The sequence below is a fragment of the Kocuria sp. KRD140 genome (assembly GCF_017168375.1).
Taxonomy (GTDB): Bacteria; Actinomycetota; Actinomycetes; order Actinomycetales; family Micrococcaceae; genus Kocuria; species Kocuria marina.
The window spans coordinates 403,233-426,414 of record NZ_JABFAW010000007.1; the positions used below are offsets into that span (position 1 = coordinate 403,233).

Consider the following 23,182-nt stretch of genomic DNA (forward strand, 5'->3'; position numbering starts at 1 on the left):
GCGGGGTACGTGGGCGGGATCTTCGCCCTCGCCTTCGTCCTGTTCGGTTTCGTCACACCCGGGTTCCTGGGCACCCCCACCGACGACGCCCTCAACTACCGCGCCGTGGCACTGTTCAGCGCGGCATGGATCCTCGTGTTCTGCCTGCCCCTCATGCTCAAGGCGCGAAGTATGCCGTTCCGGGCATCCATCAACGACGCCGCTGCGGTCCCCGCACAGCCCCGCCGCCGCGGCATCCTGGGCGCTTACGCCGAGCTCTTCCGCACCATCGCGGCCCTGTGGCGGGTCTCGCGTACCACGGTCGTCTTCCTGCTCAGTTCCGCGGTCTACCGGGACGGACTGGCCGGGGTCTTCACGTTCGGCGGGGTCCTGGCCGCGGGCAGCTTCGGGTTCTCGCTCACCGAGGTCATCATGTTCGCGGTCGCGGCCAATCTCATCGCGGCGCTGGGAGCGTTCGTGGGCGGCGCCCTCGACGACGCCGTGGGCCCGCGCGCGGTGATCACCGCGTCCCTCGTGGGTGTGCTCATGGCGGGAACGGCCCTGCTGTTCTGGCACGGCAAGATCGCGTTCTGGGTGTGCGGGCTGGCACTGTGCCTGTTCGTGGGACCCGCACAGGCGGCGTCGCGCACGTACCTGGGGCGGCTCATCCCCCCGGGCCGAGACGGGGAGATCTACGGTTTATACGCCACCACGGGCCGCGCGGTGAGCTTCATGGCCCCCGGGTTGTTCGGGGTGTTCGTGACCCTGATGGGCGCCCAGATCTGGGGCATCCTGGGGATCCTGGTGGTCGTGGCCGCGGGACTCGTGCTGTTGTTGCTCACGCCCCGCCCACCCGAGGGGTTCACCACGGCCCGCGTGTGAGTCGCACCCACGCGCAGGCTCACTCGATGCGCGAACTCACTCGGTGATCGTGCGGTGGAAGTTCAGGTGGCTGCGCGACGCGGTGGGGCCCCGCTGGCCCTGGTAGCGGTTACCGTAGGCGCCGCTGCCGTACGGGTGCTCAGTCGCGGAGGAGAGCTGGAAGAAGCACAACTGCCCCACCTTGGAACCTGGCCACAGTTTGATGGGCAGCGTGGCCATGTTGGACAGCTCGAGCGTCACGTGCCCGCTGAACCCCGGATCGATGAACCCGGCGGTCGAGTGCGTGAGCAGGCCCAGCCGCCCCAGGGAGGACTTACCCTCGAGGCGCGCCGCAACGTCGTCCGGGAGGGTGACCTTCTCGTACGTGGCCCCCAGCACGAACTCCCCCGGGTGCAGCACGAACGGCTCGTCCGGGGCCACCTCCACGAGCCGCGTGAGATCGGGCTGCTCCTGGGAGGGGTCGATGTGCGCGTACTTGTGGTTGTCGAACAGCCGGAACCAGCGGTCCAGGCGTACGTCCACACTCGCGGGTTGGACCATCGCGGGATCGTACGGTTCCAGGCGCACGCGCCCGGAATCCAGGTGGCGGCGGATGTCGCGATCTGAGATGAGCACGTGTCCACGGTAGTCCACGGCCCCGCCCGCACCCCGGTCACGACGCCTCGGAACAACCACGCACCGAAACGTGTTGTAGAGTGGTGGGCGTTCAAACGTGGACCACACGGTCCCGCGCGAACGATGCGGCTGTAGCTCAATGGTAGAGCGCACGCTTCCCAAGCCTGATACGCGGGTTCGATTCCCGTCAGCCGCTCCGCACGAATCGTGAAACGCCCCGGGACCCATCTGGTCCCGGGGCGTTTCACGCCGAGGACCCGCCCCGAACACCACCTCGGCCCTCACGACGGGCGGCCGACGGGTCCGGACCGCGAACCACACCACCCATCGCATCAGGAGCAATCATGCTGCGCACCATGTTCACCGGGAAGATCCACCGAGCCACCGTGACCCAGGCGGACCTGCACTACGTGGGGTCCGTGACGGTGGACCAGGACCTGCTGGACGCCGCGAACATCCTGCCCGGCGAGCTCGTGGCGATCGTGGACGTCACCAACGGTGCGCGGCTCGAGACATACACGATCGCGGGCGAGCGCGGTAGCGGCGTCGTGGGCATCAACGGTGCCGCGGCGCACCTGGTGCACCCGGGTGACCTGGTGATCCTGATCGCGTACGGTCTCATGGACACCGCCGAGGCGCAGAACTACGAACCCCACGTGGTACATGTGGACGAGCACAACAGGATCGTGGCGCTCGGTTCGGACCCCGCGGACGCCGTGGTGGGGGACATGCTCCGCCCGCCGCACGCCCGCGCCCACCTGCAGGCCCGGGAGGACGCGGCCGTCGCGGGCCTGTGACCCTGCCGCGCTCCCGGTGCACCCGGGCGCGCGGACCCGCCGACGCGAGGAGATGAGCTCATGAGCGGAGTCGTCTCCGGGTTCTTCATCGTGTGGGCCGTGATCGGGCTGGGTTACGTGATCGGGCGCGCGGGGGTGCTCGGCCCGGACGGCCAGCAGGTGCTGTCCAAACTCGCGTTCTACGTGGCGTCCCCGCCGCTATTGTTCACCACCATCTCCGAAGCGGACATCCATCACATCTTCTCCGCGCCGCTGCTCGTGGCGGCCGCGTCCGCGTGGCTCACCATGATCGCGTACGCACTGCTCTCCCGGTTCGTGTTCTCCCGGGACGCCTCCACCGTGGTGATGGGCGCGCAGGCCGCCGGGCAGGTCAACGCCGCCAACCTGGGGATCCCCATCGCCTTGTTCGTCCTGGGGGACGCGTCCCAGGTGGCCCCTGTGATGCTGTTCCAGCTGGCGATCAACACGCCGCTGTACCTCACGGTCATGGACACCCTCACCGGCGGGCGGCGCCCCGCGGTCGGCTCGGTGCTCAAGAACATCCTGACGAATCCGCTCATCATGGGCTCCGCCCTGGGCATCGTGTCCGCGGCCACGGGGATCCGCCTGCCCGACCTCGCGATGGAGCCCGTGCGCATCGTGGCGGGTGCGGCCGTTCCCGCGATGCTGCTCGCCTTCGGTCTCTCGCTGGTGGGCTCCCGCCCCCTGGCCTCCCCCGGCGCCCGGGTGGACACGTTGCTCGCGACCGGGGCCAAGGTCGTCGTGCACCCCGGGCTCGCGCTGTTGCTCGCGTGGGCGCTCGGGCTCACCGGGCACGCCCTGTACGCGGCCGTGATCATGGCCGCGCTGCCCACCGCGCAGAACCTCTACGTGGCGGCCGTGCGCTACGACCGGGCCACCACGGTGTGCCGGGACACCGTCCTGCTCACCACGGTCGTGTCCATGGCCACAATGGCGGTGGCCGCGGTCTTCCTCTCCTGACACACCGGCCGCCACGCCACCATCCCCAAAAGCGGGTAACACACGGTCCGTGACCCACGCCACGCCTACACTGAGCAGATGCTGAAATGACCGGTATTCCTTCGGGGAGCGCCGGACCCATTCCGTCAGTACAGGCGCTCATCAGGGGAGGAACCATTGTGAAGTCCACTCACCACTCTCGCAGGGCTGGCAAGCCTCGCACGGTCCGCAGCGTAGCGGCCGCTGCGGCGGCGTCCGCCATGCTGCTCACGGGGTGCAGCGGCGGGGAGTCCGGCCCGCCCACGCTCACGTGGTACATCAACCCGGATGACGGCGGCCAGGACGTCCTCGCCCAGCAGTGCTCGGACGCGTCCGGCGGCAAGTACAAGATCCAGACGTCGCTGCTCCCGCGTGACGCGGCGTCCCAGCGCGAACAGCTGGCCCGCCGCCTCGCCGCGGGCGATACGTCCATGGACATCATGAGCCTGGACCCGCCCTACGTCCCAGAGCTCGCGGAACCCGGCTTCCTCGCCAAGCCCCCGCACGACGTCGTCGAGGCGACCACCAAGGACACCCTCGAGGGCCCGCTGGAGGGCGCCAAATGGAACGGCGAGATCGTGGCCATCCCGTTCTGGGCCAACACGCAGCTGCTGTGGTACCGCGAGTCCGCGGCCAAGGCGGCGGGTCTGGACATGTCCGAGCCCGTCACGTGGGACCAGCTCATCAAGGCGGCCAAGTCCCAGGACAAGTACCTGGGCGTGCAGGGCGTGCGCGGTGAGGCCATGTCCGTGTGGGTCAACGGCCTCGTGGAGTCGGCTGGCGGCCAGGTGGTCTCGGACGGCCAGGACGGTCAGGACGCCAAGATCACGCTAGACTCCGACGCCGGCAAGAAGGCCGCGGAGATCATCGGCACCATCGGCAAGGAGGGCCTCGGCGGACCCGGCCTGGCCACCCAGGACGAGAACGCCTCCATGATCCAGTTCCAGGGGGACAAGGGCTCGTTCATGGTCAACTGGCCGTTCATCTACTCGGCCACGAAGGCCTCCGTGGACGAGGGCACCCTCGACAAGTCGGTGCTGGACGACATCAAGTGGACCACATGGCCCCGTGTCGACGCGGATACCGAGGCGCACCCGCCGCTGGGCGGCATCAACCTGGGCGTGGGCGCCAAGTCCGAGAACCAGGACCTCGCGTGGGAGGCCGTGCAGTGCATCGTCTCCCCCGAGCACCAGGCCCAGTACTTCGCGACCAACGGCAACCCGCCGTCCTCCATGAAGGCCTTCGACGACCCCGAGGTCAAGAAGGCGTACCCCATGGCCGACACCATCCGGAAGTCCCTCGACGCCGCGAAGCCCCGCGCGCAGACCCCGTACTACAACGAGATCTCCACGGCCATCCAGCAGAACTGGACCCCGCCGGCGGAAGTCACCGAGGACACTCCGCGTGAGACCACCGAATTCATCCAGGAAGTCCTGAAGGGAGATGCGCTGTTGTGAGTAGCACCGTCGATTCGCGCGCTCGCGCGTCCACGCCGGAGAAGTCCCGCCGTAGAGGCCATCTCTCGGACCGGGCCCGTTCGGAGCGGAAACTGGGGTGGCTGCTCGCCGGCCCCGCGTTCGTGATCATGCTCCTGGTCACGCTGTACCCCATCGTCCAGGCGTTGTGGGACTCGCTGTTCTCCTTCCGACTCACCGCACCCGATGACAAGGAGTTCGTGTTCCTGGGCAACTACTCCACGGCCCTGTCGGATATCGTGTTCTGGCGGGACCTGGGCGTGACCCTGCTGATCACCGTGGTCACGGTGGTCGTGGAACTCGTCCTGGGCCTCGCCCTCGCGCTCGTGATGCACAGCGCGATCAAGGCCACGCGCGGCCTGCTGCGCACCGCCATCCTGGTGCCCTACGGCATCATCACGGTGGTCTCCGCGTTCGCGTGGTTCTACGCCTTCGACATCACCACCGGCTACGTGAACAACTGGCTCTCGTGGCTGCCCATGATCGGTCCGGACTTCAACTGGTTTGCCTCCGCGGGCCCGTCCCTGTTCGTGATCATGGCCTCGGAGATCTGGAAGACCACCCCGTTCATCTCGCTGCTGCTGCTCTCCGGGCTCGCACAGGTCCCCGGTGAGCTCACCGAGGCCGCCCGTGTGGACGGCGCCTCGGCATGGCAACGCCTGAGCAAGGTGGTCCTGCCGAACATGAAGGCCGCCATCATGGTGGCCGTGGTGTTCCGCGCCCTGGACGCCTTCCGCATCTTCGACAACGTCTTCATCATGACCAAGGGCCAATACGGCACCGAGACGCTCTCGCTGCTCGCGTACCGCACGTCCATCGGTCGTCTGGAAATCGGCCTTGGTTCGGCCATCTCGGTGATCCTGTTCATCTGCGTGATGCTGATCGCGCTGGTGGCCATCAAGGTCTTCAAGGTGGACCTCACCGGTGGCTCTGGGAAGGGGAAGTAACCGCCATGTTGAGCACCAAGCAAAAAATCGGCTGGACCGTCATCAGCATCGCGGTGCTGGTCTACGCGCTTTTCCCCGTCCTGTCCATCCTGATGACGTCCTTCAAATCCTCCTCGGACCTGAACTCGGGCAAGTTCATCCCCACGAAGTTCGTCACGAGCAACTACGAGCAGATCTTCGTGGGCGATGCCAAGGACCTGTTCCTGCCGGCCCTGTGGAACTCGATCGGCATCTCACTGATCTCCACGTTCGTGGCCGTCGTGCTCGCGACACTGTGCGCCTACGCGATCGCACGCCTGGACTTCCCGGGCAAGAAGATCGTGCTGACCACCGCGCTGATGGTCTCGATGTTCCCGGTAATCTCCATCGTCACGCCGCTGTTCAACCTGTGGCGCCAGGTGGGGCTCTACGACACCTGGCTCGGCCTGATCATCCCCTACCTGTCCCTGACCCTGCCGATCTCCATCTGGACCCTGGCGGCGTTCTTCCAGCAGATCCCCTGGGACCTTGACCGCGCGGCCCAGGTGGACGGCGCCACCACGTGGCAGGCGTTCCGCAAGGTGATCGTGCCGCTCACGCTGCCGGGTGTCTTCACCACGGCGATCATCGCGTTCTTCATCGCGTGGAACGACTTCGTGTACGGCATCGGCCTGACCTCGACCTCCGCGGCGCGTCCCGTCCCGGCGGCACTCGCGTTCTTCACCGGCGCCTCGCAGTTCGAGGCCCCTGCGGGCGCGATTTCCGCGGCGGCGATCATCGTGACCATCCCTGTGGTGCTGCTCGTTCTGGCGTTCCAGCGCCAGATCGTCTCCGGCCTGACCCAGGGCGCGGTCAAGGGCTGAGCCCGCCGCACCATCCACGCTTAGACATAGATAGGACTGAGTAGACATGGCAGCAATCACCATGGAACACCTCGTCAAGAAGTACGACGACGGTTTCCCCGCGGTCAACGACATCTCCATCGACGTCGCCGACGGCGAGTTCCTGATCCTCGTGGGCCCCTCCGGCTGCGGCAAGTCCACGCTCCTGCGCATGGTCGTGGGCCTCGAGGACATCACCTCCGGGGACCTGAACATCAACGGGGTGCGCGTCAACGACAAGCAGCCGCGTGATCGCAACCTCTCAATGGTGTTCCAGAACTACGCGCTGTACCCGCACCTGTCGGTGTACGAGAACATCGCCTTCCCGCTGCGCCTGTCAAAGGGGCAGTTCAGCGAGGAAGAGATCGACCGCAAGGTGCGCGAGGCGGCGGACACCCTGGACCTCAACGAGCACCTCGAGCGCAAGCCGGCGAACCTCTCCGGCGGTCAGCGCCAGCGCGTGGCCATGGGGCGCGCGATCGTGCGTGACGCGGACGCTTTCCTCTTCGACGAACCCCTGTCCAACCTGGACGCCAAGCTGCGCGGCCAGATGCGCACGGTGATCGCGCAGCTGCAGCGCCGCATGGGCATCACGTCGCTGTACGTGACCCACGACCAGACCGAGGCCATGACCCTCGGTGACCGTGTGGCCGTGCTCAAGCGTGGTCAGCTCCAGCAGATCGCGTCCCCGCGGGAGCTCTACGAACAGCCCGTCAACCTGTTCGTGGCGGGGTTCATCGGCGCTCCGTCCATGAACTTCATCCCGGCGCGCGTGAACGGCTCGGTGTTCCACACCCCGATCGGGGACATCGAGGTTCCGGAGCGCGTGCAGGGCAAGCTCACGAACGCCCCCGAGATCGTGCTGCTGGGCCTGCGCCCGGAGCACTTCGAGGACGCGAAGTTCGTGGACGAGACGAAAATCCCCCACGGGACCGTCTTCGACTCCGAATTCACGCACACCGAGTGGCTGGGCAACCAGCAGTACGGCTACATCCACTACCAGCAGGATGCCGCCGTGCAGCACAAACTCAACGAGCTGGCCCAAGAGCTGGACGCTGACGAGATGCCCGCCCAGGTGGTCGTCTCCCTGGACGCGTCCTCCCGCATCCGCGGTGGCTCCACGGCAAAGATCTGGCTGGACAGCCGCAAGATGCACGTGTTCAACCCGGAGACGGGCGAGAACCTCACGCGTGACGCGGAGGCCGGTGCGGAGCTGACCCGCGAGGCCAACGAGGAGCGCAAGGCGGAGATCGAGCGTTCGCGTCGGCACGTGGGCTCGGCGGGTTCCACCGAACGGTCCGACGGCGCGGTCACCGGCAACCACATGGACGGCAGCACCGCTGCTCGCTGAGCGTCCCGCACGGGCCGTGGCATACCGCGGCCCGCCGACCGTACGACGGCCGGTTCCCGAGAAGGGGACCGGCCGTCGTCGTACCCGGAACCGCCCGGGCCCGCTCGGGCGCTTCGGTCCGCGGCCGGGCCGGAAATCGGAGGGTGCGGGGTACGTCTCCGCCCGACCCCCGAAAGGAACCGAGCGTCGTTGTGGTCCAGGACCGCGCTGGAGGCGCCACGGCCCGCGGTGGGACCCGGAGCCGGGGGTCAGGGCCCCGCCTGGCCCCTGCACGGGAACCGAGCACCGTCGTACCCGGACGGCTCTGCTGCCGACTGGGGCGGGTGCATCAGGCGGGGCCCCGTGTGAAAGCCCACCAGGCGAACAGGGCGACCGCCGCGATCAACGCGCACGACGCCGCGACGTAGCGCACACGCGGGTAGCGCACCCGCCATGCGACGAGCCGGGGCCAGTGCTCCGTGAGTTGCGCCGGCGTGGCCCGCTGGAAGTTGACGTGCTGGGCGCCGCTCGCCCGGGCCAGCTCGTCCAGGGTGCGCGCGTCCCAGACCGTCCCGTCCAGGAAGAGCGCCGAGCGCCCGGCCGGAGTGACGAACCAGAGGCAGGGTCGACCGCGGGACCCGCCGCTGCGCGGGCGCGCCGCGAGCAGCGTCCGGACCGTGACCACCTGGGCGATCCGCTCGCGGGGCACGGCCCGGAAACCGACCCAGCGGGAGAGCAGGACGTGGTGCGCGGTGAGCACCACGAGCGCGGGGCGCAGGTAGGCGTAGGCCGTCACGAGGCCCACGAGGGCGAGCAGGAGCAGCACGCCCATCGCGGGGCCGGCCGGGCGGCGGTACCCGATCACGAACACCGCGACGACCACGAGTAACAGCGGGGGAAGTGCCGCGCCGAGCCGGCGGCCGTACGACCCCATTCGGGGGTGGAACACGTGTTCCGGTGCCCCGTACTTCGCCGGGATCTGTCGGATGGTTTCCGCCATGAGCCGCCCTCGTACCTGCCGTCCTCGGGGATCACACCGGAGTGGGCGATCGCGCCGTCCGGGGGCGGTGCCCCCGCGCCGCCCGGTTCAGCCTAGCGGCCCGGCAGCGGGCGGGTCATCGCCGGGACACGCGGGGCCCGCTCCCCGGGACGTCCACTAGCGTGGGGACTCATGGAACCCAGTGAACGCATCGTCAGGGCCGTGGGGGCATGGTTCGTCCTGATCCTGCTGGCGCTCGCGGGTGCGGCTGTGACCATTGCGCTCGTTAACAAGTACGCGTACGGGCCCGAGACGGACGTACGCGATTACTTCCAGGCACTCCAGGCCGGCGACGGCGGCAAGGCCCTGGGGTTGCTCAACGCCCAGGTCCCGGACTCCAACGCGGCCCTGTTGGACGGCGAACCCCTGGCCGAGGCGAGCAAGGGACTCGAGGACGTGTCCGTGCGCACCGTCGCGTTGTCCGGGGACCGGGCGGTGGTGCGGGCGAGCTACACGCTGAACGGTCATGAGGTGTCCTCCGAGTTCACGCTCCACCCCGCGGAGACGCAATGGGGGTTCTTCACGGTGTGGGACTTCGATCCCTCCACGCTGCCCACCATGAACGTGGCCATGCCGGGTTCCACCGCGGTGGACATCAACGGCGCGTCCGTGGCGCTCCCCGGGTCCTCCCGTGAGTTCGCGGTCTTCTACCCCGGGATCTACACGGGCTCCTACACCTCCCCCATGGTGCGCGCCGAGCCGCAGGAGGTGGCCGTGAGCGACGCCCGGGAGAACACCACCATGAAGCTCGAGGCCGAGCCGTCCGAACGCCTCACCCACCAGGTGGACAAACAGATCCACGAGCACCTGGACGAGTGTGCCGCACAGGACAGCCTCTACCCCGCGGGATGCCCCTTCTCCTATCAGTTCGACGGACGCATCCAGGGCCGCGTCTCCTGGAGCATCAAGGACTACCCCACGCCCTACGTCTCCTTGGAAGACGCCGCCGCGGGCCGCTGGCACGTGCCCGACAGCCGGGGGATCGCGCGCATCGAGTTCACCGCGGTGGACCTCTATGACGGCACCACATCCCAGGTCACCGATGAGGTCCCGTTCCTGCTGAGCGCGGACGTGAGGGTCACCGGGGACGAGGTGACCCTCACGCCGCGCTGACGGGCGGACGCCGCGCTGACGGGTGTGCCCCGGGTGCATCTGCGCCCGGGGCGGGTGGTGGGAGACGGATTGGGCGGGGCGTGGGAGAAGGACGGGCCGTGGTGCCCGTGGGCCCCGCTCAGTCCGTTCCGCGCAGGTCCAGCGTGAGTCCTGCCGGGGCCTGCGGGTCCACCGTGAACGGGATCCCCCAGTCCTGCTGGTACAGGTGGCACGCCGCGTGCTCCGGGATCTCCCCGTCCGGGGAGCCGTCGCACGCCGCCGCGCGGGCCGTGATGTGCAGGACCCCCTCCGTGACACCGTCCGCGATCCGCAGGGAGCGGGTCAGCCCCTGGGCGGTCCCGTCACCCTGCACGAGCGCGTCCTCCGGGGACGAGGACACCTTCAGCTGCGTGGGATCACCCCACCGGGTGTCGAGCTTCTGACCCGTGGGGGCCGAGAACCGCACCGTGAGCTCGAGCTCCCCGGGGGCCACCGGCGTGCGCTTGCGCTGCATGCTGGCCGCACCCTCGTCCACGGTCTGGGCCTGCTTGGGCACCGCCACCCGCACGAGGCGGTGGGCATTGGCCTCCACGACCACCAGGACGGGCTCGTCGTGGCTCGTGTCGAGCAGGACGTCGGAGGGCTCAGCGAGTCCGCGGGTCAGCGTGGAGACCTCACCGGTTGCGGGGTCGAACCGGCGCACCGCACCGTTGTAGGTGTCGGCCACGGCCACGGATCCGTCCGGGAGCACGCACACCCCCAGGCAGTGCTGGAACCGTGCCTGATCGGCCGGCCCGTCCCGGAACCCGAAGTCGAACAGTCCGAGTCCCACGGCGGATTCCACCGATGCGGACCCGTCCTCGCCGAAGCGCACGCTGCGCAGCGCGGAGGACTCGGAGTCCGCGACCCACACGGCCCCGTGGGCGTCTTGAGCCAGGCCGGAGGGCTGGGCGAACCAGCTCTCGGGCGCGGAACCGTCGCGCAGTCCCTCGTCCCCGGTCCCGGCCAGCACGGCGAGCGCCCCGGTGCGCGGGTCGAACGAGAACAGTTGGTGCGTCCCGGCCATCGCGACCACCAGGGTGTCCGCGGCGTCGGACCACGTCACGTCCCACGGGGAGGACAGCGCCACGGACGTGGCCGGGGCATCCTGCGGGATCTCGTTGGGGTCCACGCCGCGCGCGCGGGCGTCGTCGAGCAGGCGCTGGACGCCATTGCCCGCCAAAGTGCGCACCGCGCCGGTGCCCAGTTCCACGCCGCGCAGCCGGTGGTTGACGATGTCCGCGACCACGAGGTCGTAGCCGACGTCGGCACGCACGCGCTCGGGGAGCACCGCGATGCCCTGGGGTTCGTTGAACCGCGCGGCGTCCCGGGGGCCGTCCGCCCAGCCCTTGGTGCCCGAACCGATGGCCCGACGAACCGTGGTGAGGTCCTCCTCGAGCTGGACCAGGCGGTGGTGACCGGTGTCGCTGACCATGAAGGAACCGTCCGGAAGGACCACGACCTTGCCGGGGAAGCGCAGGTCCCCCTCGGGCTGCGGGCGCGGGACGTAGGGGCCGTCCCCGCGGTGCAGGGTGCCCTTGGCGTCGTGCTCGGCCACGAGTTCGGACACGAGGGATTCCAGCCCCTGGACGTGGCCCTCACCCGAGAGGTGCGCCACGATGTACCCCTCGGGATCCACGACCACCAGGGTGGGCCACGCGCGCGCCGTGTAGGCGTCCCACGTGCTCAACCGGGGGTCGTCGAGCACCGGGTGGGTGATCTCGTAGCGATCCACCGCCGCGGCCAGTGCGTCCGGGTCCGCCTCGTGCTCGAACTTGGGGGAATGCACACCCACGGTCACGAGCACGTCCGCGTACTTCTCCTCGAGGGGGCGCAGCTCGTCCAGCACGTGCAGGCAGTTGATGCAGCAGAAGGACCAGAAGTCCAGGATCACGATCTTGCCCCGCAGCGCCTGCAGGTCCAGTCGCTCACCGCCGGTGTTCAGCCAGGCTCTGCCCTCAAGTTCCGAGGCGCGGACGGGTGTGTTCATGCGTGCGGAGGTCACGGTGTCTGGGTCCTTCCACCGGGGGTCAGGGGTTTCTTCCTGGGACAACGTTATCCACGGGGCAGAGCTTCCCGTGCGTTACGTGACGTTCCCGAACACCCCGCGGACCCGTCCGCCACCCGCCCGGCCTCGCCCGCGCCCGTCCCGGCGGACGTCAACGACGCCGCTCGTCCCGCTCCGCGAGCTCGGCCATCATCTCGTTGTAGGCGCGCAGTTCGGCGTCGTCCGTGCGATCGGCCTGCCGGTCCACCCGGCGGTTCTCCTTGGCGCCCTCCATGGCCCACAGCACGGCCACGATGACGGCGAGCAGGAACGTGGGGAACTCGCCGATCCCCCACATGAGCATGCCGCCGAGCTGCTGGTCGTCCAGGGCGCTGGGACCCCACGGGCGGCCCATGTTGCCGAACCACGAGGCCTGCAGCACCGTGGTCAGGCTCATGATGCTGATGCCGATGAACGCGTGCGCGGCCATGGTCGCGAGCAGCAGCACGAGACGCATGGGGTAGCTGGGCCGGCGCGGGATGGGGTCGATGCCGATCAGCACGAGCGCGAACATGTACCCCGTGAACAGGAAGTGCACCATCATGAACTCGTGGCCCACGTGGTAGCGCAGCGTGAAGCGGAACAGGTCCGTAAAGTAGAACAGCACGATCGAGAACGCGAAGTTCGCGGCCGCGAAGATCGGGTGCGTCACGATCCTGCCCCACGTGGAGTGCACGAGACGCAGGATCCACTCACGCGGGCCGCGGGTACCGTCCCGGCGTGGTTCGAGGGCCTTGAGCACCACGGTGACGGGGGCGCCCGAGACCAGGAACAGCGGCACGATCATGGTCAGGCTCATGTGCTCGACCATGTGGGCGGAGAACAGCACGCGGGCGTAGACCGCCACCCCGCCGCTCGTCGCGTAGAGCAGTGTCGCCAGACCCACGAACCAGGACACGGTGCGCAGCACGGACCACGAGTCCCCGCGGCGCCACACCTTGATCGCGGCCCACAGGTACACCACGGCCAGGAACACGACCACGGCCACCCAGAACCAGTCCAGACGCCACGTGGTGAACCAGCGGGCGAACGTGGGCTCCGGGGGCAGTTCGTACCACGTGAGGATCCGCGCCGGGGAGGCGTCCGGTGCGAGCTCCTCCGGGACGGGCGGGGCGGTGCGGCTCAGGGCCGTGGCGATGCCCATGAGCAGCCCCATGAGCACCACTTCCACCACGAGCACGCGCCACATGGTGGCCGCGCGGGACCGGGAGCCGTCCGCGACCCCGGGGATCAGCCACTGCCGGTGCGCGAAACCCGCCAGGGCCAACAACAGGGTCAGCACGAGTTTGGTGAGCGCCAGGATCCCGTAGGAAGACGTCAGCTGCTCCCACGTTCCGATGCGCACCGCGGCATTGATGATCCCGGAGAGCAACACCAGCAGGTAGCAGCCCAGAGCCACCACGGAGTAGCGCCGCAGTACGACCGCGAGCAGGGGTTCGGTGTGGCGGGAGCCCCCGCGGCCGCTGACCGTGAACTCGCGGGACAGCAGCGGTCCCACCCAGATCAGCACCAGCAGCCCGCCAACCCACAGGCACACTCCCAGCAGGTGCAGCCCCAGGGAGTTCACCGCACCCATGTGGTCCGCACCGCCTGCGGCGTGACCGTTGAGGGCCAGCGCCACGATCGCCACGAAGGACAGCGCGAGGGTGCAGAACAGTCCCAGCAGCGCACGCACGCCGAACACCAGGGTCGTGACCACGGCGGCCACCATCACGATCGCCGCTTGGGACTGGCCCGTGGAGATCCCGGTGATGTAGTGCAGCAACTGTTGGGTGTAGTTGCCCCCCGTGCCGATACCGGATCCGGAGACGTCCGAGTACGTGAAGATCAGCACGGCCACGGCCGCCACGGTCCACACCACGGCCGCGGCCTCCACGAGCTGCATGACGCTGCGGAAGACCGGGTGTTCCGGTTCGCCCGCCTGGTCCTTGCTGTTGCGCGGTGGCCGTTTCCGGGAGCGGTCCGCGAACCGGGGCACCACGCCGATCGCCAGCAGCAACCCGCCCATCACCACCGTCATCGCGATGTTGTGGACGGTTTCCACCACGGGCAGCCCCCAGCGCACGAGCGTTCCCGGGTCCGCGACCTGCCGGGGGGCGGCCGCTCCCCCGTAGACCAGGGCCGCGGTCATCCCGATCATGGCCGCGACGAGCACGACCGTGATGGTCCACGGGCTCACGCTCACCGCTCCCGCGGGAGCGGTCCCGCCGTTCGGTGAACTCGCACCGTTCGACGAGCTCGCGCCCCTCGACGAGCCGGCGCCGAGCGGGCGTCCGGCATCCGGCGCGCTGTCGCGCTCACGGCCGGGAGCGACGTCGCCCCGCGAACCGTCCCGGCGCGGGCCGGTGTCCCTGGTGCGTGCGCTGGTACTCATCGTGGCGTTCCTCCGGCCCGTTGATTCTCTCGTTGTGCTGCTCCGCGCGCGGGGGTCACATGAACAACGTGTCCCCGATGAACCCCCCCGCTTCGCAACCCGGCGGGACAGCGAACACGGCGGATCCGATGGGCACGGTCCACGTGTTCAGCATGTCCAACTGCGCCAGCCGCCGCTGGATGGGCACGAACTGTTTCACGGGGTCTGACTGGTAGGACGCGAAGATCAGCCCCGTGTTGGACACACCGCCCCGGACGTCCCCGGAGCGGCTGTGCCCGGACGCGTCACTCACCGCCAGATCGTAGTTGTACACCCTGCGGAAGATCTTCTCATCCGGGTTGTCGCTGCGCGAACGCCGCACATGACTGTAGGACGAGATGACCGGGAATCCCAGGGGACCCTTGGCCTCGAAGTCCGGTTCGTCGTGCTCGGCGGCGCCCGTCAACGGTGCGCCGTTCGACAACCGGCGCCCCACCGAGTCCTCGCGCGCGGGGGTGTCGGCCTCGTCCCACGTGTCCAGGTTCATGTGGATCCGCCGGATCACCACGGATGTCCCGTTCTCGATCCACGGGGTGAACCCGCCCTGACCGTAGACGACCTTCTCGTGATCAGCCTCCCCCGGGTACGGGTTCACGGTGCCGTCCACCTGACCGAAGAGGTTGCGCGTGGTCTGACCGTCCGGGGTGGCGCCCACGGTGTTGCGGAACCCGTCCTGCACCCAGCGCACGGTCGCGAAGGACCGGACGTCCTTGAGCAGCACCCGCTGGGCGTGGGCCATGGTCAGCTTGTCGTCGCAGCACAGCTGCAGCAACAGGTCCCCCTGATTCCACCGGTCCTGCAGTTTGTCGATCGTGAAAGCGGGCAAGGGCTTGAGCCATTGCGGGGCCCGGTCGGCGTCGATCACGGCCATGGCCCGCGGTCCGAAACCCACCGTGACGGTCAGCCGCGAGGGGTTCTGGGCGAGCCAGGGTTCCTGGTCGTTGACGGGGGCGGTGCCCTGCGTGAGGGCCGCGGCGTCGTCCGTGAGCACGCGCAGCAACCGCCGCAGTGCGTCCCGGTCCACGTCCCGGTGCAGGTTCAGGGCGATGAACACGCAGAACGCCTGCGGCAGCGTGGCCACGCCCGCCTGTCGTGGGCCGTGGAAGGCTTCGGTCCGCAGCCCGGGCCGTTGGCTGTCCTGTCCCGCCGCCGCGAGCCGGGGGTCCTCGGCGCCGAGGGCCGCAGCGGAAACCGCCCCGAGTCCCGTGGCGCCGGCGCCGGCGACCGCGCCCGTGAGCAACGATCGCCGGCTCCACCCCGAAGCGGAAGGGCCCCGATCAGTGGTCATGACACGTGGGCAGTGCGCTCGAGGATGGACTCGTGCTCATGCCCTCGTGCGACCCGTGGTCGTGGGCGGCATCCGACGACGAGTGTCCGCCCCCCGAGCCGTGCTCGCCTCCGTGGCCCGCGTGCTCGTCCTCGCCGGGCGCGTACCGCTCCTTCGCGCCCGTGAAGTCGCGCACCGGGACGGTGACGTCCCGGATCCCGCTGTCGGTGCGCAGCTGCAGCGTGAGGTCACTACCGGCCTTGAGCGAGCACGTGAGCCCCATGAGCATGATGTGATTGCCGCCCGGCTTCAGGTCCAGGCTCTCCCCCGGTGCGAGGGTGAAGCCACCCTCCATCTGCCGCATCTGTGTGGCGCCGGAGCCGCCGTCCGCCACGGTCTCGTGCAGCTCGACCGAGCGCGCGACGCCGTCCGCGCCCGCCCCGGTGAACGTGACCTCCTGCCCGGAGATGTTCGTGAGCTTGCCGAACACGGCGGTCATCCCGGAGTCGGCCGCCTTGGCCCAGCCGTCGCTCAGTTCCAGGGGCGCGGCGGCGGTGCTGTGCGTCGCGGAGTCCGTCCCCGCGGGCGACGCCGCCTCCCCACCCTGCGCCGAGCACCCGCTCAGCGTAGCCAGGCCGAGGCCCAAGACGGCCACAGCGGCCAGCGCACGGCGCGGGGCGGGAACGGACGTGGTGTTCAGGTTGTAGTTCATATGTGAGTCCTCAGGAGTGAATCGTGCTCCGGCTCGCCCGTCCGCTGCGCGTGTCGTCGGACGCGGCGTCGAGTGACGCGGCACTGCGCCTACTCGACACCGGGACCATGCCCGCTCGACAGACGGGCTGTGCCCACTCGATGCCCGAGCCACAGGCCGCTCCCTGAGTACCGGGGTGCCAGAGCAGCCGGTGTCGTACGAACGGTGCTCGTCCGAGCGGCAGCGCGGTCACGTCCGTCGATCACATCGAGCCGGTATCGAGTCAGCGGTGGGCCGAGTCAGTGACGGGCCGCATCAGCGGCGCGCCGGAACGCGTGAGCGCGGCGGCGGGAGCCTGACGAGAAAAGGATGATCCGGGCGGGCCGCCCGGATCAGGGAATCAGCGCTGCTTGGGGCGGGTGGCGAAGGCCAGGATCACCAGCAGCAGGACCAGCGCGATGGCGCCACCGGCCACGGGCAGTACCCAACTCGGGATGCCCGTGCCGCTCACGTCCTCCTGGGCTCCGTTCGCATCCTGGGCCGCGCCCTGGGAGGCGTCCGCAGAGGCCACGGGGGCCGGGGACGCAGCGGTCGCGGCGCCGTCGCCCACGGTGTACGTGAACGTGCCTTCGATGGGGTGCCCGTCCTGGGAGACCACGCGCCACGTGACCGTGTAGGTCTCGTCCTCGCCCCCGCCCTCGCGCAGAGGCTGGGACACCGTGGTGTTCTGCGCGGCCAGCGTGCCGCGCGTCATGTCCGTGCCGTGGGAGTCGGTGACCCGGACCTCGCTGCCGATGTCCTGGATGTTCCCGGAGAACGTCAGTTCGAGCGCCGTGGGGGCCTTCTCGAGCTTCGCGCCGGCCTGCGGGTTGGTCCGCACAAGTTCGTCGTGGGCGCTCGCGGGCCCCGCCGTGGTGACGACCAGCGCGAGGGCCAGCAGCGCGGCGAACAGGGCCGCGAGCGACGTCGCCGAACGTTGCGAAAGGCGGGCGTGCGGCGCGGCCGACGACGCCGCGGTGTCACCCGTCCGCGCCGGGGTCCGCAGAGTGGGCCGTGGCTGAGGTGGTGTTGAGTACGAAGGGTTCATGGGTGTTCTCTCCTGCGCCCTGGGGCGTGGGGGCCGCGAGGTGGGCTGCCGATGGATGCGATGGATGCTCGGGGCGGCATCGGATCCAGGGGTGTCCCCGCCGATGCCTAGGCGAGGGCGGGCGGTCCGCGGTATCCGCAGACGGAGGAGAGCAGGAGCTGATCGGCCAGGGCGCGCGGCGAGGTCCAGGAGGTCCGCCGCGGCACGGCCGTGGTGACCGGGCGCAGGGCCAGGACAAGGAGGCGCAGCACGCGCAGGGACACGGCGTCCAGCAGGCGGAACGCCGCGGTCTCGCCGTGGCGCAGCAGAGCGTAGGTGGCCACGGCCGCCACGGCGTGGGCGGCGAGCATGCCGCACCCGTGATGCGCCGCGGGCAACACCGAGATCACCACGGCGGGACCGTCCGCCGTGGGGGCCGCGTGGTGGTGGGTGTAGTCGATCGCGTGGACCATCCCGCCGGACTGGGCGTACAGGGTGTGCAGCAGCGCCTGACTCAGCAGGACGCTACCGGCCACGCTCCAGCGTGAGAGCACCCGTCCCGCCAGCAGCATGCACAGCGGGGCCGCCAGACACATGGACAGCGCGATGATCAGCGGGGAGGGCCAGGTCCCGTCCACCGCGGCGTGCGAACCGGCCGCAAGAGTGGTGGCCACGAAGGCGACCATCCAGCCCCGGGCAAGTCGGCGCGCGCGAGGGGACACCGAACACCTCCGGGACTCACGGGGAAAGGATGGGATTCCATTATGCGCCACCGCGCGGGGAACCACGAACCCGGCGGCCCGCGGAAGAGGTGGAGTGGCGCACATGTGGAAGGGACCGTTCACGGAGTGAGTGAACGGTCCCTTCGAGCACCGGGTCCTGGGACCCGCTGGTCTTACCTCACTTGGAGGAAACAGCAGCCTTCAGCTTGGAGCCCGCGGTGAGCTTGACACCGTGGCCAGCCGGGATCTGGATGGCCTCGCCGGTTTGCGGGTTGCGACCCTGACGTGCGGCGCGATCGGTGCGCTCCACGGAGAGCCAGCCGGGGATGGTGATCTTCTCGCCCTTGGAAACGGAGCTCTCGAAAACCTGGAACAGGGAGTCGAGAACGCCGTTGACGGCGGCCTGGGTGCTACCGGACTTCTCGGCAACCTCTGCGACGAGTTCGCTGCGGTTCATAGCCATGTGCTTGTCCTCCTGGACTGGGTTGGCATTCGCTGGGGAAGGGGCGACCGGGGGTCGGGTCCTTCCGGTGCAGAAATTACCAGCTGGACTTGTAGATACCGGGCAATTCGCCGCGGTGAGCCATGTCGCGGAAGCGCACGCGGGAGATCCCGAAGCGCTGGAAGGTGCCGCGGGGGCGACCGTCGATCTGGTCGCGGTTGCGCACGCGCACGGGGGAAGCGTCACGGGGGAGCTTCTGCAGACCCAGGCGGGCCTCCTCGCGAGCCTCGGGGGACGCGTTCTCGTCCACGAGGGTCTTCTTCAGTTCAGCGCGCTTGGCGGCATAACGCTCGACGACGACCTTGCGCTGCTCGTTCTTGGCGATCTTTGACTTCTTGGCCATGTCTCAGCGCTCCTCGCGGAAATCGACGTGCTTGCGGACCACCGGGTCGTACTTCTTCATGACGAGGCGATCGGGGTTGTTGCGGCGGTTCTTACGGGTGACGTAGGTGAACCCGGTACCGGCCGTGGACTTGAGCTTGATGATGGGACGTACGTCCTTGTCCTTGGCCATCTCAGATCTTCTCCCCACGTGCGATGAGTTCGTTGACCACGGCGTCGATGCCGCGCGCATCGATGACCTTGATGCCCTTGGCGCTCAGGTTGAGGGTGACGTTGCGACGCAACGAGGGCACCCAGTAACGCTTCTTCTGGATGTTCGGGTTCCACCGACGCTTGGTGCGGCGGTGCGAGTGCGAGATGCTGTGGCCAAAGCCCGGCTGGGCCCCGGTCACCTGGCAGTGCGCTGCCATAGTGTTCTCCTCCAATGTCCAATGTCGACGAAATGACGGCACGCATGGTCGCCGCCGAGCGGTTTCCCGCCGGCAGCCATAGCCAAGAGTGGTCCGTCACCTCAAGAAAATGCCACCGTTCGCGCGCCGGGCGTGATGGGTTTACCCCGCGGCAGTACCGGTCAGGGCACTCGCTACGACGAAGACGGTGAAGATCAAGGCGCCGGTAGATGGACTCCACCACACGACAGCCTTAGATTCTAGGCTTCTACGGACTCGCTCGCAAATCCGAAGGCGGAAGCGGTGCGATTGCGCGCCCCTCGATCCTAGCCGCTGGTTCGCAACGGACCAACTCGTCCGCCCCGCCGTGACAGGCTCCACGAACGGCGCACCCAGGGGAGAATCCCTCCGGCAAGAGCCCCCGGAAAAGCCGCCGAAGAACACAACGGGAAACACGCGAGGGTGGCGGTCCGTCCATGACCCGGTCCGCCACCCCGACACGTTTTCTTCGGCCCCATCCCCTCACCCGGGAGATTAGGTAAGGCAATTCTTACCTAATCCCTCCGGCGGGGCAACCCCCTGACAGGATCGCGCCGGAGCGAGTGCTCAGAACTCGCCCGTGAACGGGTCCGCCACGTCCCGGTGTTCGGGCTGTTCCGGCGCCTTGGCCTTGGGATCCCGGCGATGCGTACCCAGCGCGCCGTTGACCACGTCCACGAGCGAGTTGACCCGCTCGGACCCCGGGAGGGATTCGAGCATCACGGGCCGGCCATCCGAGTCCGCGAGCGGGACCCGCCAATTCGGGTACTCATCGCTCGTGCCGGGCTGGTTCTGGATCCGCTTCTCCCCGACCGCGTCCACGAGGGAGACGTTGATCAACACGGACGGTGCGTCGCACAGGTAGCGGTGGATCGCCTCGATCCTGGCCTGCTCCCCCGGGTCCTCATCCCGGGGCAGATAGCCAGCATCCGCAACCGCGGTGAAGAAAGTGTCCAGCTGACGGCGTGCCTCCTCCCGTTCCTCCTCCGGCGAGCGCGCGAGCAGTCCCAAGTCCTCGCGCAGTTGCAGCTGCACGCCCTCGAGGTAGCCCGCCGTGGGCGGGAGGTCGTGGGTGTTCACGGAGGCCATGCACAGTTCGCGGTAGCGGGAGGGGTCCAGGGGGACGTCCCCGTCCATCTCGAACCACATGATGGAGGTTCCCAGCACGCCCTTGCGCTCCAGGAACTCGCGCACACTGTCCTCCACGGTGCCGAGGTCCTCACCCACGACCACCACGCCGGCGAGCTCGGCCTCGAGGGCCAGGACGCCCACCATGGCCTCGTGGTCGTAGTACACGTAGGTCCCGTCCGAGGCCTGGTTGCCATCGGGGATCCACCACAACCGGAAAAGTCCCGCCACGTGGTCGATCCGCACACCCCCGCCATGACGGAAGATGTTGCCGAGCATCTGCCGCCACGGCCGGTACCCCGCCTCGGCGAGCTTGCGGGGATCCCACGGCGGCTGACTCCAGTCCTGACCCAGCTGGTTGTACATGTCCGCGGGGGCACCCACGCTCACCCCGGGGGCCAGGACGTCCTGCAACGCCCAAACGTCCGCGCCCTGCTTGTGCACCCCCACCGCGAGATCGTGCACCACACCGATGTCCATCCCGGCCCGGTACGCGGCACGCTGCGCGGCCTCGAGCTGCTCGTCGAGCAGCCACTGCAACCACACATGGAAACTGATCCGGTGGCGCAACCGGGTACGCGCCTCCTGGGCGTACGGCGCCTCCGGGGAACTCGCCTCGTCCCGCCACAGGGGTGAGTCCTCCCCGAGTTCCTCCCGCAGGGCGCACCACAGCGCGAAGTCCTGCAGGGGTTGCCCGGCATGCGCCACGAACGCCTCGAGCTGTTGCTGGCGGTAGGGCGAACGGCGCACGGTGAACAGCAGTTCGAGACTCTTCAGCTTCGCGGCGTAGGCGGAATCGCGGTCGATCGTGCTGGGGTCCAGCACGGCCTTGCGTTGCACCGCGGCGAGTTGGGCCACGACCTCACGGTCCCCGGGACGCAGGTACGGGAACTCCGCGACGTCACTGATCCGCAGGTACAGCGGGTTGAAGAAGCGTCGGCTCGAGGGCAGGTACGGGGAGGGCTCCACGGGAGGCGTGGGTTCCGCGGCATGCAGGGGGTTGATGAGCACGTAGTCCGCGCCCTGCACACCGCTGATGGCGGCCAGGGACGCGAGGTCCGAGAGGTCCCCCACGCCCCACGAGCGGGAGGACATCACCGAGTACAGCTGGGCCATGTAGCCCCACCGGCGGCGCCCGCGCAGCCGGTCCGTGGTGCTGAGGCGCTGCGGGGTCACCGCCACGTCGATGCTATTGCGCTGCCCCGAGCCCGTCCGGGCCTCGAGACGGTACCAGCCCAGCGGGAGGTCTCGGGGCAGTTCGTAGGGCACGCGCTCGCGGACCGTGTCATCGACCTCGCGGGTCTCGGGAGCCACGTCGGGCGCCGGGTGCAGCTCGCGCACCGCGTCCGGATCGTCCTCGGGCCACAACCGCACCCGCACGGTGTCCCCCTGCGTGGTAGCCACGGGCACGATGGCCTCACACTGCTCCTCCGCGATCACCACGGGCGGCAGCAGCTCGCGCCACGGCGCCAGCTCGCGGTCGCGCAGACTGCGCCGCGCGGCGTCGTCGTCCGAGACGTCCGCGCCGAGTGCCGTGAGGACACGGCGCAGCGTCCGCTCCGGCACGGTCTCGACTCCCCCGTCGAAGCCCCGGTACTCGGTGGCCACCCCGTACTCGGTGGCCAAGCGCTGCACAGTCGTTTCCCCTGAAGTTCCTGCGTTCTCCGCCATGCCCCCACTCTAGCCAGCGGGGACGGGTCCCCTCGGTCGACGACGACGCCGCTGTCCACCGGGATCACGCCCGGAGCGCCGCGCGGACACGCCGGACGCGTCGGGGGCGCGTGGTTGACTGGGGGCATGGATACCACCCTGCCCGGCCCGGGCCCGCACTGGCGCCCGCGTGCCGTCGTCTTCGACTGCGACGGCGTGCTCATGGACACCGAGAGCGCGTGGGCGCGTGTGCAGGCCCAGGTCGCCGAATCGTTCGGCGTGACGCTCGACGAGCGCGCGGGCACGTCCCTCATGGGGCTGTCCGCCGCGGACGTGGCCCGGGACATCTCGCGGCGCGCGGCAGCCGTGGCCGAGCAGCGGGGCGAGCCCGCTCCCGGGTTCGATGCCGTGTACGAGCGGCTCGTGCGCACCGAGGAGGACGTGGTCGGTGAGGTCCTGGAACCGTTACCGGGCGCGATCGAGACCGTGCGGGCGTGCGCCCAGCGGGTCCCGGTAGCCGTGGCGAGCAACTCCACCCGCGGGATCCTGGATCGGAAGATGCACGCGATCGGCCTCGCGGACGTCGTCGTGACGTGGGTCAGCGCGCAGGACGTACCCCGCGGCAAACCCGCCCCGGACATCTACGAGGAGGCCGCGCGGCGCCTGGGAGTGGTGCCCGCGGACGCGCTCGCGGTCGAGGACTCCCCCGCGGGCACCGCAGCCGCGGTCGCCGCGGGACTGTGGGTGCTGGGAGTGCCCCACGGCCACGACGAACCCATCACGTCCCACTTCCGGGCGGAGTCGCTGGCCGACCCCGCGGTCGGGGACATGCTGCGGGTGTGGGGACTGCCGCTGTAGGTGCGGGGAGTCCG

At 69.3% G+C, this 23,182-nt stretch carries 22 protein-coding genes and 1 tRNA gene; 10 read left to right on the forward strand and 13 right to left on the reverse strand.

Annotated elements, in window-relative coordinates:
* Window positions 1-861, forward strand: an 861-nt coding sequence (locus J1M36_RS08230; RefSeq protein WP_206479033.1) for an MFS transporter, incomplete at its 5' end; no start/stop codon positions are given.
* Window positions 862-897: 36 nt separating this feature from the next.
* Here J1M36_RS08230 and dcd read toward each other — a convergent pair.
* Complete coding sequence (dcd, locus tag J1M36_RS08235; RefSeq protein ID WP_145003454.1) at window positions 898-1,476, reverse strand: dCTP deaminase; 579 nt, start codon at window positions 1,474-1,476, stop codon at window positions 898-900.
* A 125-nt stretch (window positions 1,477-1,601) separates the two neighbouring features.
* On the opposite strand from dcd, the gene J1M36_RS08240 reads away from it, so the two are divergent.
* The 7 genes from J1M36_RS08240 (at window position 1,602) to J1M36_RS08270 (ending at window position 7,905) form a co-directional block, all read left to right on the forward strand.
* Window positions 1,602-1,672: transfer RNA gene (locus J1M36_RS08240), tRNA-Gly, on the forward strand.
* A 148-nt stretch (window positions 1,673-1,820) separates the two neighbouring features.
* On the forward strand, window positions 1,821-2,273 hold the full coding sequence (gene panD, locus J1M36_RS08245; RefSeq protein WP_035964064.1) for an aspartate 1-decarboxylase: 453 nt from the start codon (window positions 1,821-1,823) through the stop codon (window positions 2,271-2,273).
* 60 nt (window positions 2,274-2,333) lie between these two features.
* Window positions 2,334-3,254, forward strand: coding sequence for an AEC family transporter (locus tag J1M36_RS08250; protein ID WP_206479034.1), 921 nt, complete (start codon window positions 2,334-2,336; stop codon window positions 3,252-3,254).
* A gap of 158 nt (window positions 3,255-3,412) precedes the next feature.
* Complete coding sequence (locus J1M36_RS08255) at window positions 3,413-4,729, forward strand: extracellular solute-binding protein (RefSeq protein ID WP_312918465.1); 1,317 nt, start codon at window positions 3,413-3,415, stop codon at window positions 4,727-4,729.
* Window positions 4,726-5,694, forward strand: coding sequence for a carbohydrate ABC transporter permease (locus J1M36_RS08260; protein WP_064847497.1), 969 nt, complete (start codon window positions 4,726-4,728; stop codon window positions 5,692-5,694). The genes J1M36_RS08255 and J1M36_RS08260 overlap by 4 nt, the downstream gene beginning before the upstream one ends.
* A gap of 5 nt (window positions 5,695-5,699) precedes the next feature.
* Window positions 5,700-6,536 (forward strand): carbohydrate ABC transporter permease, encoded by an 837-nt coding sequence (locus J1M36_RS08265; protein ID WP_064847496.1) that lies wholly within the window; start codon window positions 5,700-5,702, stop codon window positions 6,534-6,536.
* Window positions 6,537-6,582: 46 nt separating this feature from the next.
* On the forward strand, window positions 6,583-7,905 hold the full coding sequence (locus J1M36_RS08270; RefSeq protein WP_241246970.1) for an ABC transporter ATP-binding protein: 1,323 nt from the start codon (window positions 6,583-6,585) through the stop codon (window positions 7,903-7,905).
* 328 nt (window positions 7,906-8,233) lie between these two features.
* Here the strand turns inward: J1M36_RS08270 and J1M36_RS08275 are convergent, their stop codons facing one another.
* On the reverse strand, window positions 8,234-8,884 hold the full coding sequence (locus J1M36_RS08275) for a hypothetical protein (protein ID WP_144997231.1): 651 nt from the start codon (window positions 8,882-8,884) through the stop codon (window positions 8,234-8,236).
* A gap of 171 nt (window positions 8,885-9,055) precedes the next feature.
* Here J1M36_RS08275 and J1M36_RS08280 point away from each other — a divergent pair, with 171 nt between their 5' ends.
* On the forward strand, window positions 9,056-10,036 hold the full coding sequence (locus tag J1M36_RS08280; protein ID WP_193519020.1) for a hypothetical protein: 981 nt from the start codon (window positions 9,056-9,058) through the stop codon (window positions 10,034-10,036).
* A gap of 118 nt (window positions 10,037-10,154) precedes the next feature.
* Here J1M36_RS08280 and J1M36_RS08285 read toward each other — a convergent pair whose 3' ends face one another.
* The 11 genes from J1M36_RS08285 to malQ form a co-directional block, all read right to left on the reverse strand.
* Window positions 10,155-12,044, reverse strand: a complete 1,890-nt coding sequence (locus J1M36_RS08285; RefSeq protein ID WP_193519318.1) for an NHL domain-containing thioredoxin family protein — start codon at window positions 12,042-12,044, stop codon at window positions 10,155-10,157.
* Window positions 12,045-12,213: 169 nt separating this feature from the next.
* Window positions 12,214-14,475 carry a cytochrome c oxidase assembly protein gene (locus J1M36_RS08290; protein WP_241246971.1) on the reverse strand — a complete coding sequence of 754 codons (2,262 nt, stop codon included), beginning with the start codon at window positions 14,473-14,475 and terminating at the stop codon, window positions 12,214-12,216.
* A 55-nt stretch (window positions 14,476-14,530) separates the two neighbouring features.
* The gene (locus J1M36_RS08295) at window positions 14,531-15,802 is read right to left on the reverse strand and encodes a Dyp-type peroxidase (RefSeq protein WP_193519021.1); all 1,272 of its coding nucleotides are present in this window, start codon (window positions 15,800-15,802) and stop codon (window positions 14,531-14,533) included.
* Window positions 15,792-16,493 (reverse strand): copper chaperone PCu(A)C, encoded by a 702-nt coding sequence (locus J1M36_RS08300; protein WP_064847402.1) that lies wholly within the window; start codon window positions 16,491-16,493, stop codon window positions 15,792-15,794. Before J1M36_RS08300 ends, J1M36_RS08295 begins: the two co-directional genes overlap by 11 nt.
* 379 nt (window positions 16,494-16,872) lie before the next feature.
* Complete coding sequence (locus tag J1M36_RS08305) at window positions 16,873-17,559, reverse strand: copper resistance CopC family protein (RefSeq protein WP_193519022.1); 687 nt, start codon at window positions 17,557-17,559, stop codon at window positions 16,873-16,875.
* Window positions 17,560-17,666: 107 nt separating this feature from the next.
* Window positions 17,667-18,212 carry a hypothetical protein gene (locus J1M36_RS08310; protein ID WP_318281271.1) on the reverse strand — a complete coding sequence of 182 codons (546 nt, stop codon included), beginning with the start codon at window positions 18,210-18,212 and terminating at the stop codon, window positions 17,667-17,669.
* A 226-nt stretch (window positions 18,213-18,438) separates the two neighbouring features.
* The gene (locus J1M36_RS08315) at window positions 18,439-18,723 is read right to left on the reverse strand and encodes an HU family DNA-binding protein (RefSeq protein WP_064847404.1); all 285 of its coding nucleotides are present in this window, start codon (window positions 18,721-18,723) and stop codon (window positions 18,439-18,441) included.
* A 76-nt stretch (window positions 18,724-18,799) separates the two neighbouring features.
* The gene (gene rpsN / locus J1M36_RS08320) at window positions 18,800-19,105 is read right to left on the reverse strand and encodes a 30S ribosomal protein S14 (RefSeq protein WP_064847405.1); all 306 of its coding nucleotides are present in this window, start codon (window positions 19,103-19,105) and stop codon (window positions 18,800-18,802) included.
* Window positions 19,106-19,108: 3 nt separating this feature from the next.
* Complete coding sequence (gene rpmG / locus J1M36_RS08325) at window positions 19,109-19,276, reverse strand: 50S ribosomal protein L33 (protein ID WP_012397435.1); 168 nt, start codon at window positions 19,274-19,276, stop codon at window positions 19,109-19,111.
* 1 nt (window position 19,277) lies between these two features.
* The gene (rpmB, locus tag J1M36_RS08330) at window positions 19,278-19,514 is read right to left on the reverse strand and encodes a 50S ribosomal protein L28 (RefSeq protein WP_012397434.1); all 237 of its coding nucleotides are present in this window, start codon (window positions 19,512-19,514) and stop codon (window positions 19,278-19,280) included.
* A 585-nt stretch (window positions 19,515-20,099) separates the two neighbouring features.
* Entirely contained in the window at window positions 20,100-22,331 is a 2,232-nt protein-coding gene (gene malQ, locus J1M36_RS08335; RefSeq protein ID WP_206479036.1) for a 4-alpha-glucanotransferase, read from the reverse strand.
* A gap of 126 nt (window positions 22,332-22,457) precedes the next feature.
* On the opposite strand from malQ, the gene J1M36_RS08340 reads away from it, so the two are divergent.
* Window positions 22,458-23,168 (forward strand): HAD family phosphatase, encoded by a 711-nt coding sequence (locus tag J1M36_RS08340; RefSeq protein ID WP_193519024.1) that lies wholly within the window; start codon window positions 22,458-22,460, stop codon window positions 23,166-23,168.
* The last annotated feature ends 14 nt before the right edge of the window (window positions 23,169-23,182 follow it).

Coding starts and splice junctions, on each gene's coding strand:
- J1M36_RS08305 (WP_193519022.1), bottom strand. CDS start 17,559: ATGAACCCTTCGTACTCAACACCACCTCAGCCACGGCCCACTCTGCGG.
- J1M36_RS08340 (WP_193519024.1), top strand. CDS start 22,458: ATGGATACCACCCTGCCCGGCCCGGGCCCGCACTGGCGCCCGCGTGCC.
- J1M36_RS08250 (WP_206479034.1), top strand. CDS start 2,334: ATGAGCGGAGTCGTCTCCGGGTTCTTCATCGTGTGGGCCGTGATCGGG.
- J1M36_RS08280 (WP_193519020.1), top strand. CDS start 9,056: ATGGAACCCAGTGAACGCATCGTCAGGGCCGTGGGGGCATGGTTCGTC.
- J1M36_RS08285 (WP_193519318.1), bottom strand. CDS start 12,044: ATGAACACACCCGTCCGCGCCTCGGAACTTGAGGGCAGAGCCTGGCTG.
- rpsN (WP_064847405.1), bottom strand. CDS start 19,105: ATGGCCAAGAAGTCAAAGATCGCCAAGAACGAGCAGCGCAAGGTCGTC.
- J1M36_RS08270 (WP_241246970.1), top strand. CDS start 6,583: ATGGCAGCAATCACCATGGAACACCTCGTCAAGAAGTACGACGACGGT.
- rpmB (WP_012397434.1), bottom strand. CDS start 19,514: ATGGCAGCGCACTGCCAGGTGACCGGGGCCCAGCCGGGCTTTGGCCAC.
- J1M36_RS08275 (WP_144997231.1), bottom strand. CDS start 8,884: ATGGCGGAAACCATCCGACAGATCCCGGCGAAGTACGGGGCACCGGAA.
- J1M36_RS08300 (WP_064847402.1), bottom strand. CDS start 16,493: ATGAACTACAACCTGAACACCACGTCCGTTCCCGCCCCGCGCCGTGCG.
- J1M36_RS08290 (WP_241246971.1), bottom strand. CDS start 14,475: ATGAGTACCAGCGCACGCACCAGGGACACCGGCCCGCGCCGGGACGGT.
- J1M36_RS08265 (WP_064847496.1), top strand. CDS start 5,700: ATGTTGAGCACCAAGCAAAAAATCGGCTGGACCGTCATCAGCATCGCG.
- malQ (WP_206479036.1), bottom strand. CDS start 22,331: ATGGCGGAGAACGCAGGAACTTCAGGGGAAACGACTGTGCAGCGCTTG.
- panD (WP_035964064.1), top strand. CDS start 1,821: ATGCTGCGCACCATGTTCACCGGGAAGATCCACCGAGCCACCGTGACC.
- J1M36_RS08315 (WP_064847404.1), bottom strand. CDS start 18,723: ATGGCTATGAACCGCAGCGAACTCGTCGCAGAGGTTGCCGAGAAGTCC.
- J1M36_RS08295 (WP_193519021.1), bottom strand. CDS start 15,802: ATGACCACTGATCGGGGCCCTTCCGCTTCGGGGTGGAGCCGGCGATCG.
- rpmG (WP_012397435.1), bottom strand. CDS start 19,276: ATGGCCAAGGACAAGGACGTACGTCCCATCATCAAGCTCAAGTCCACG.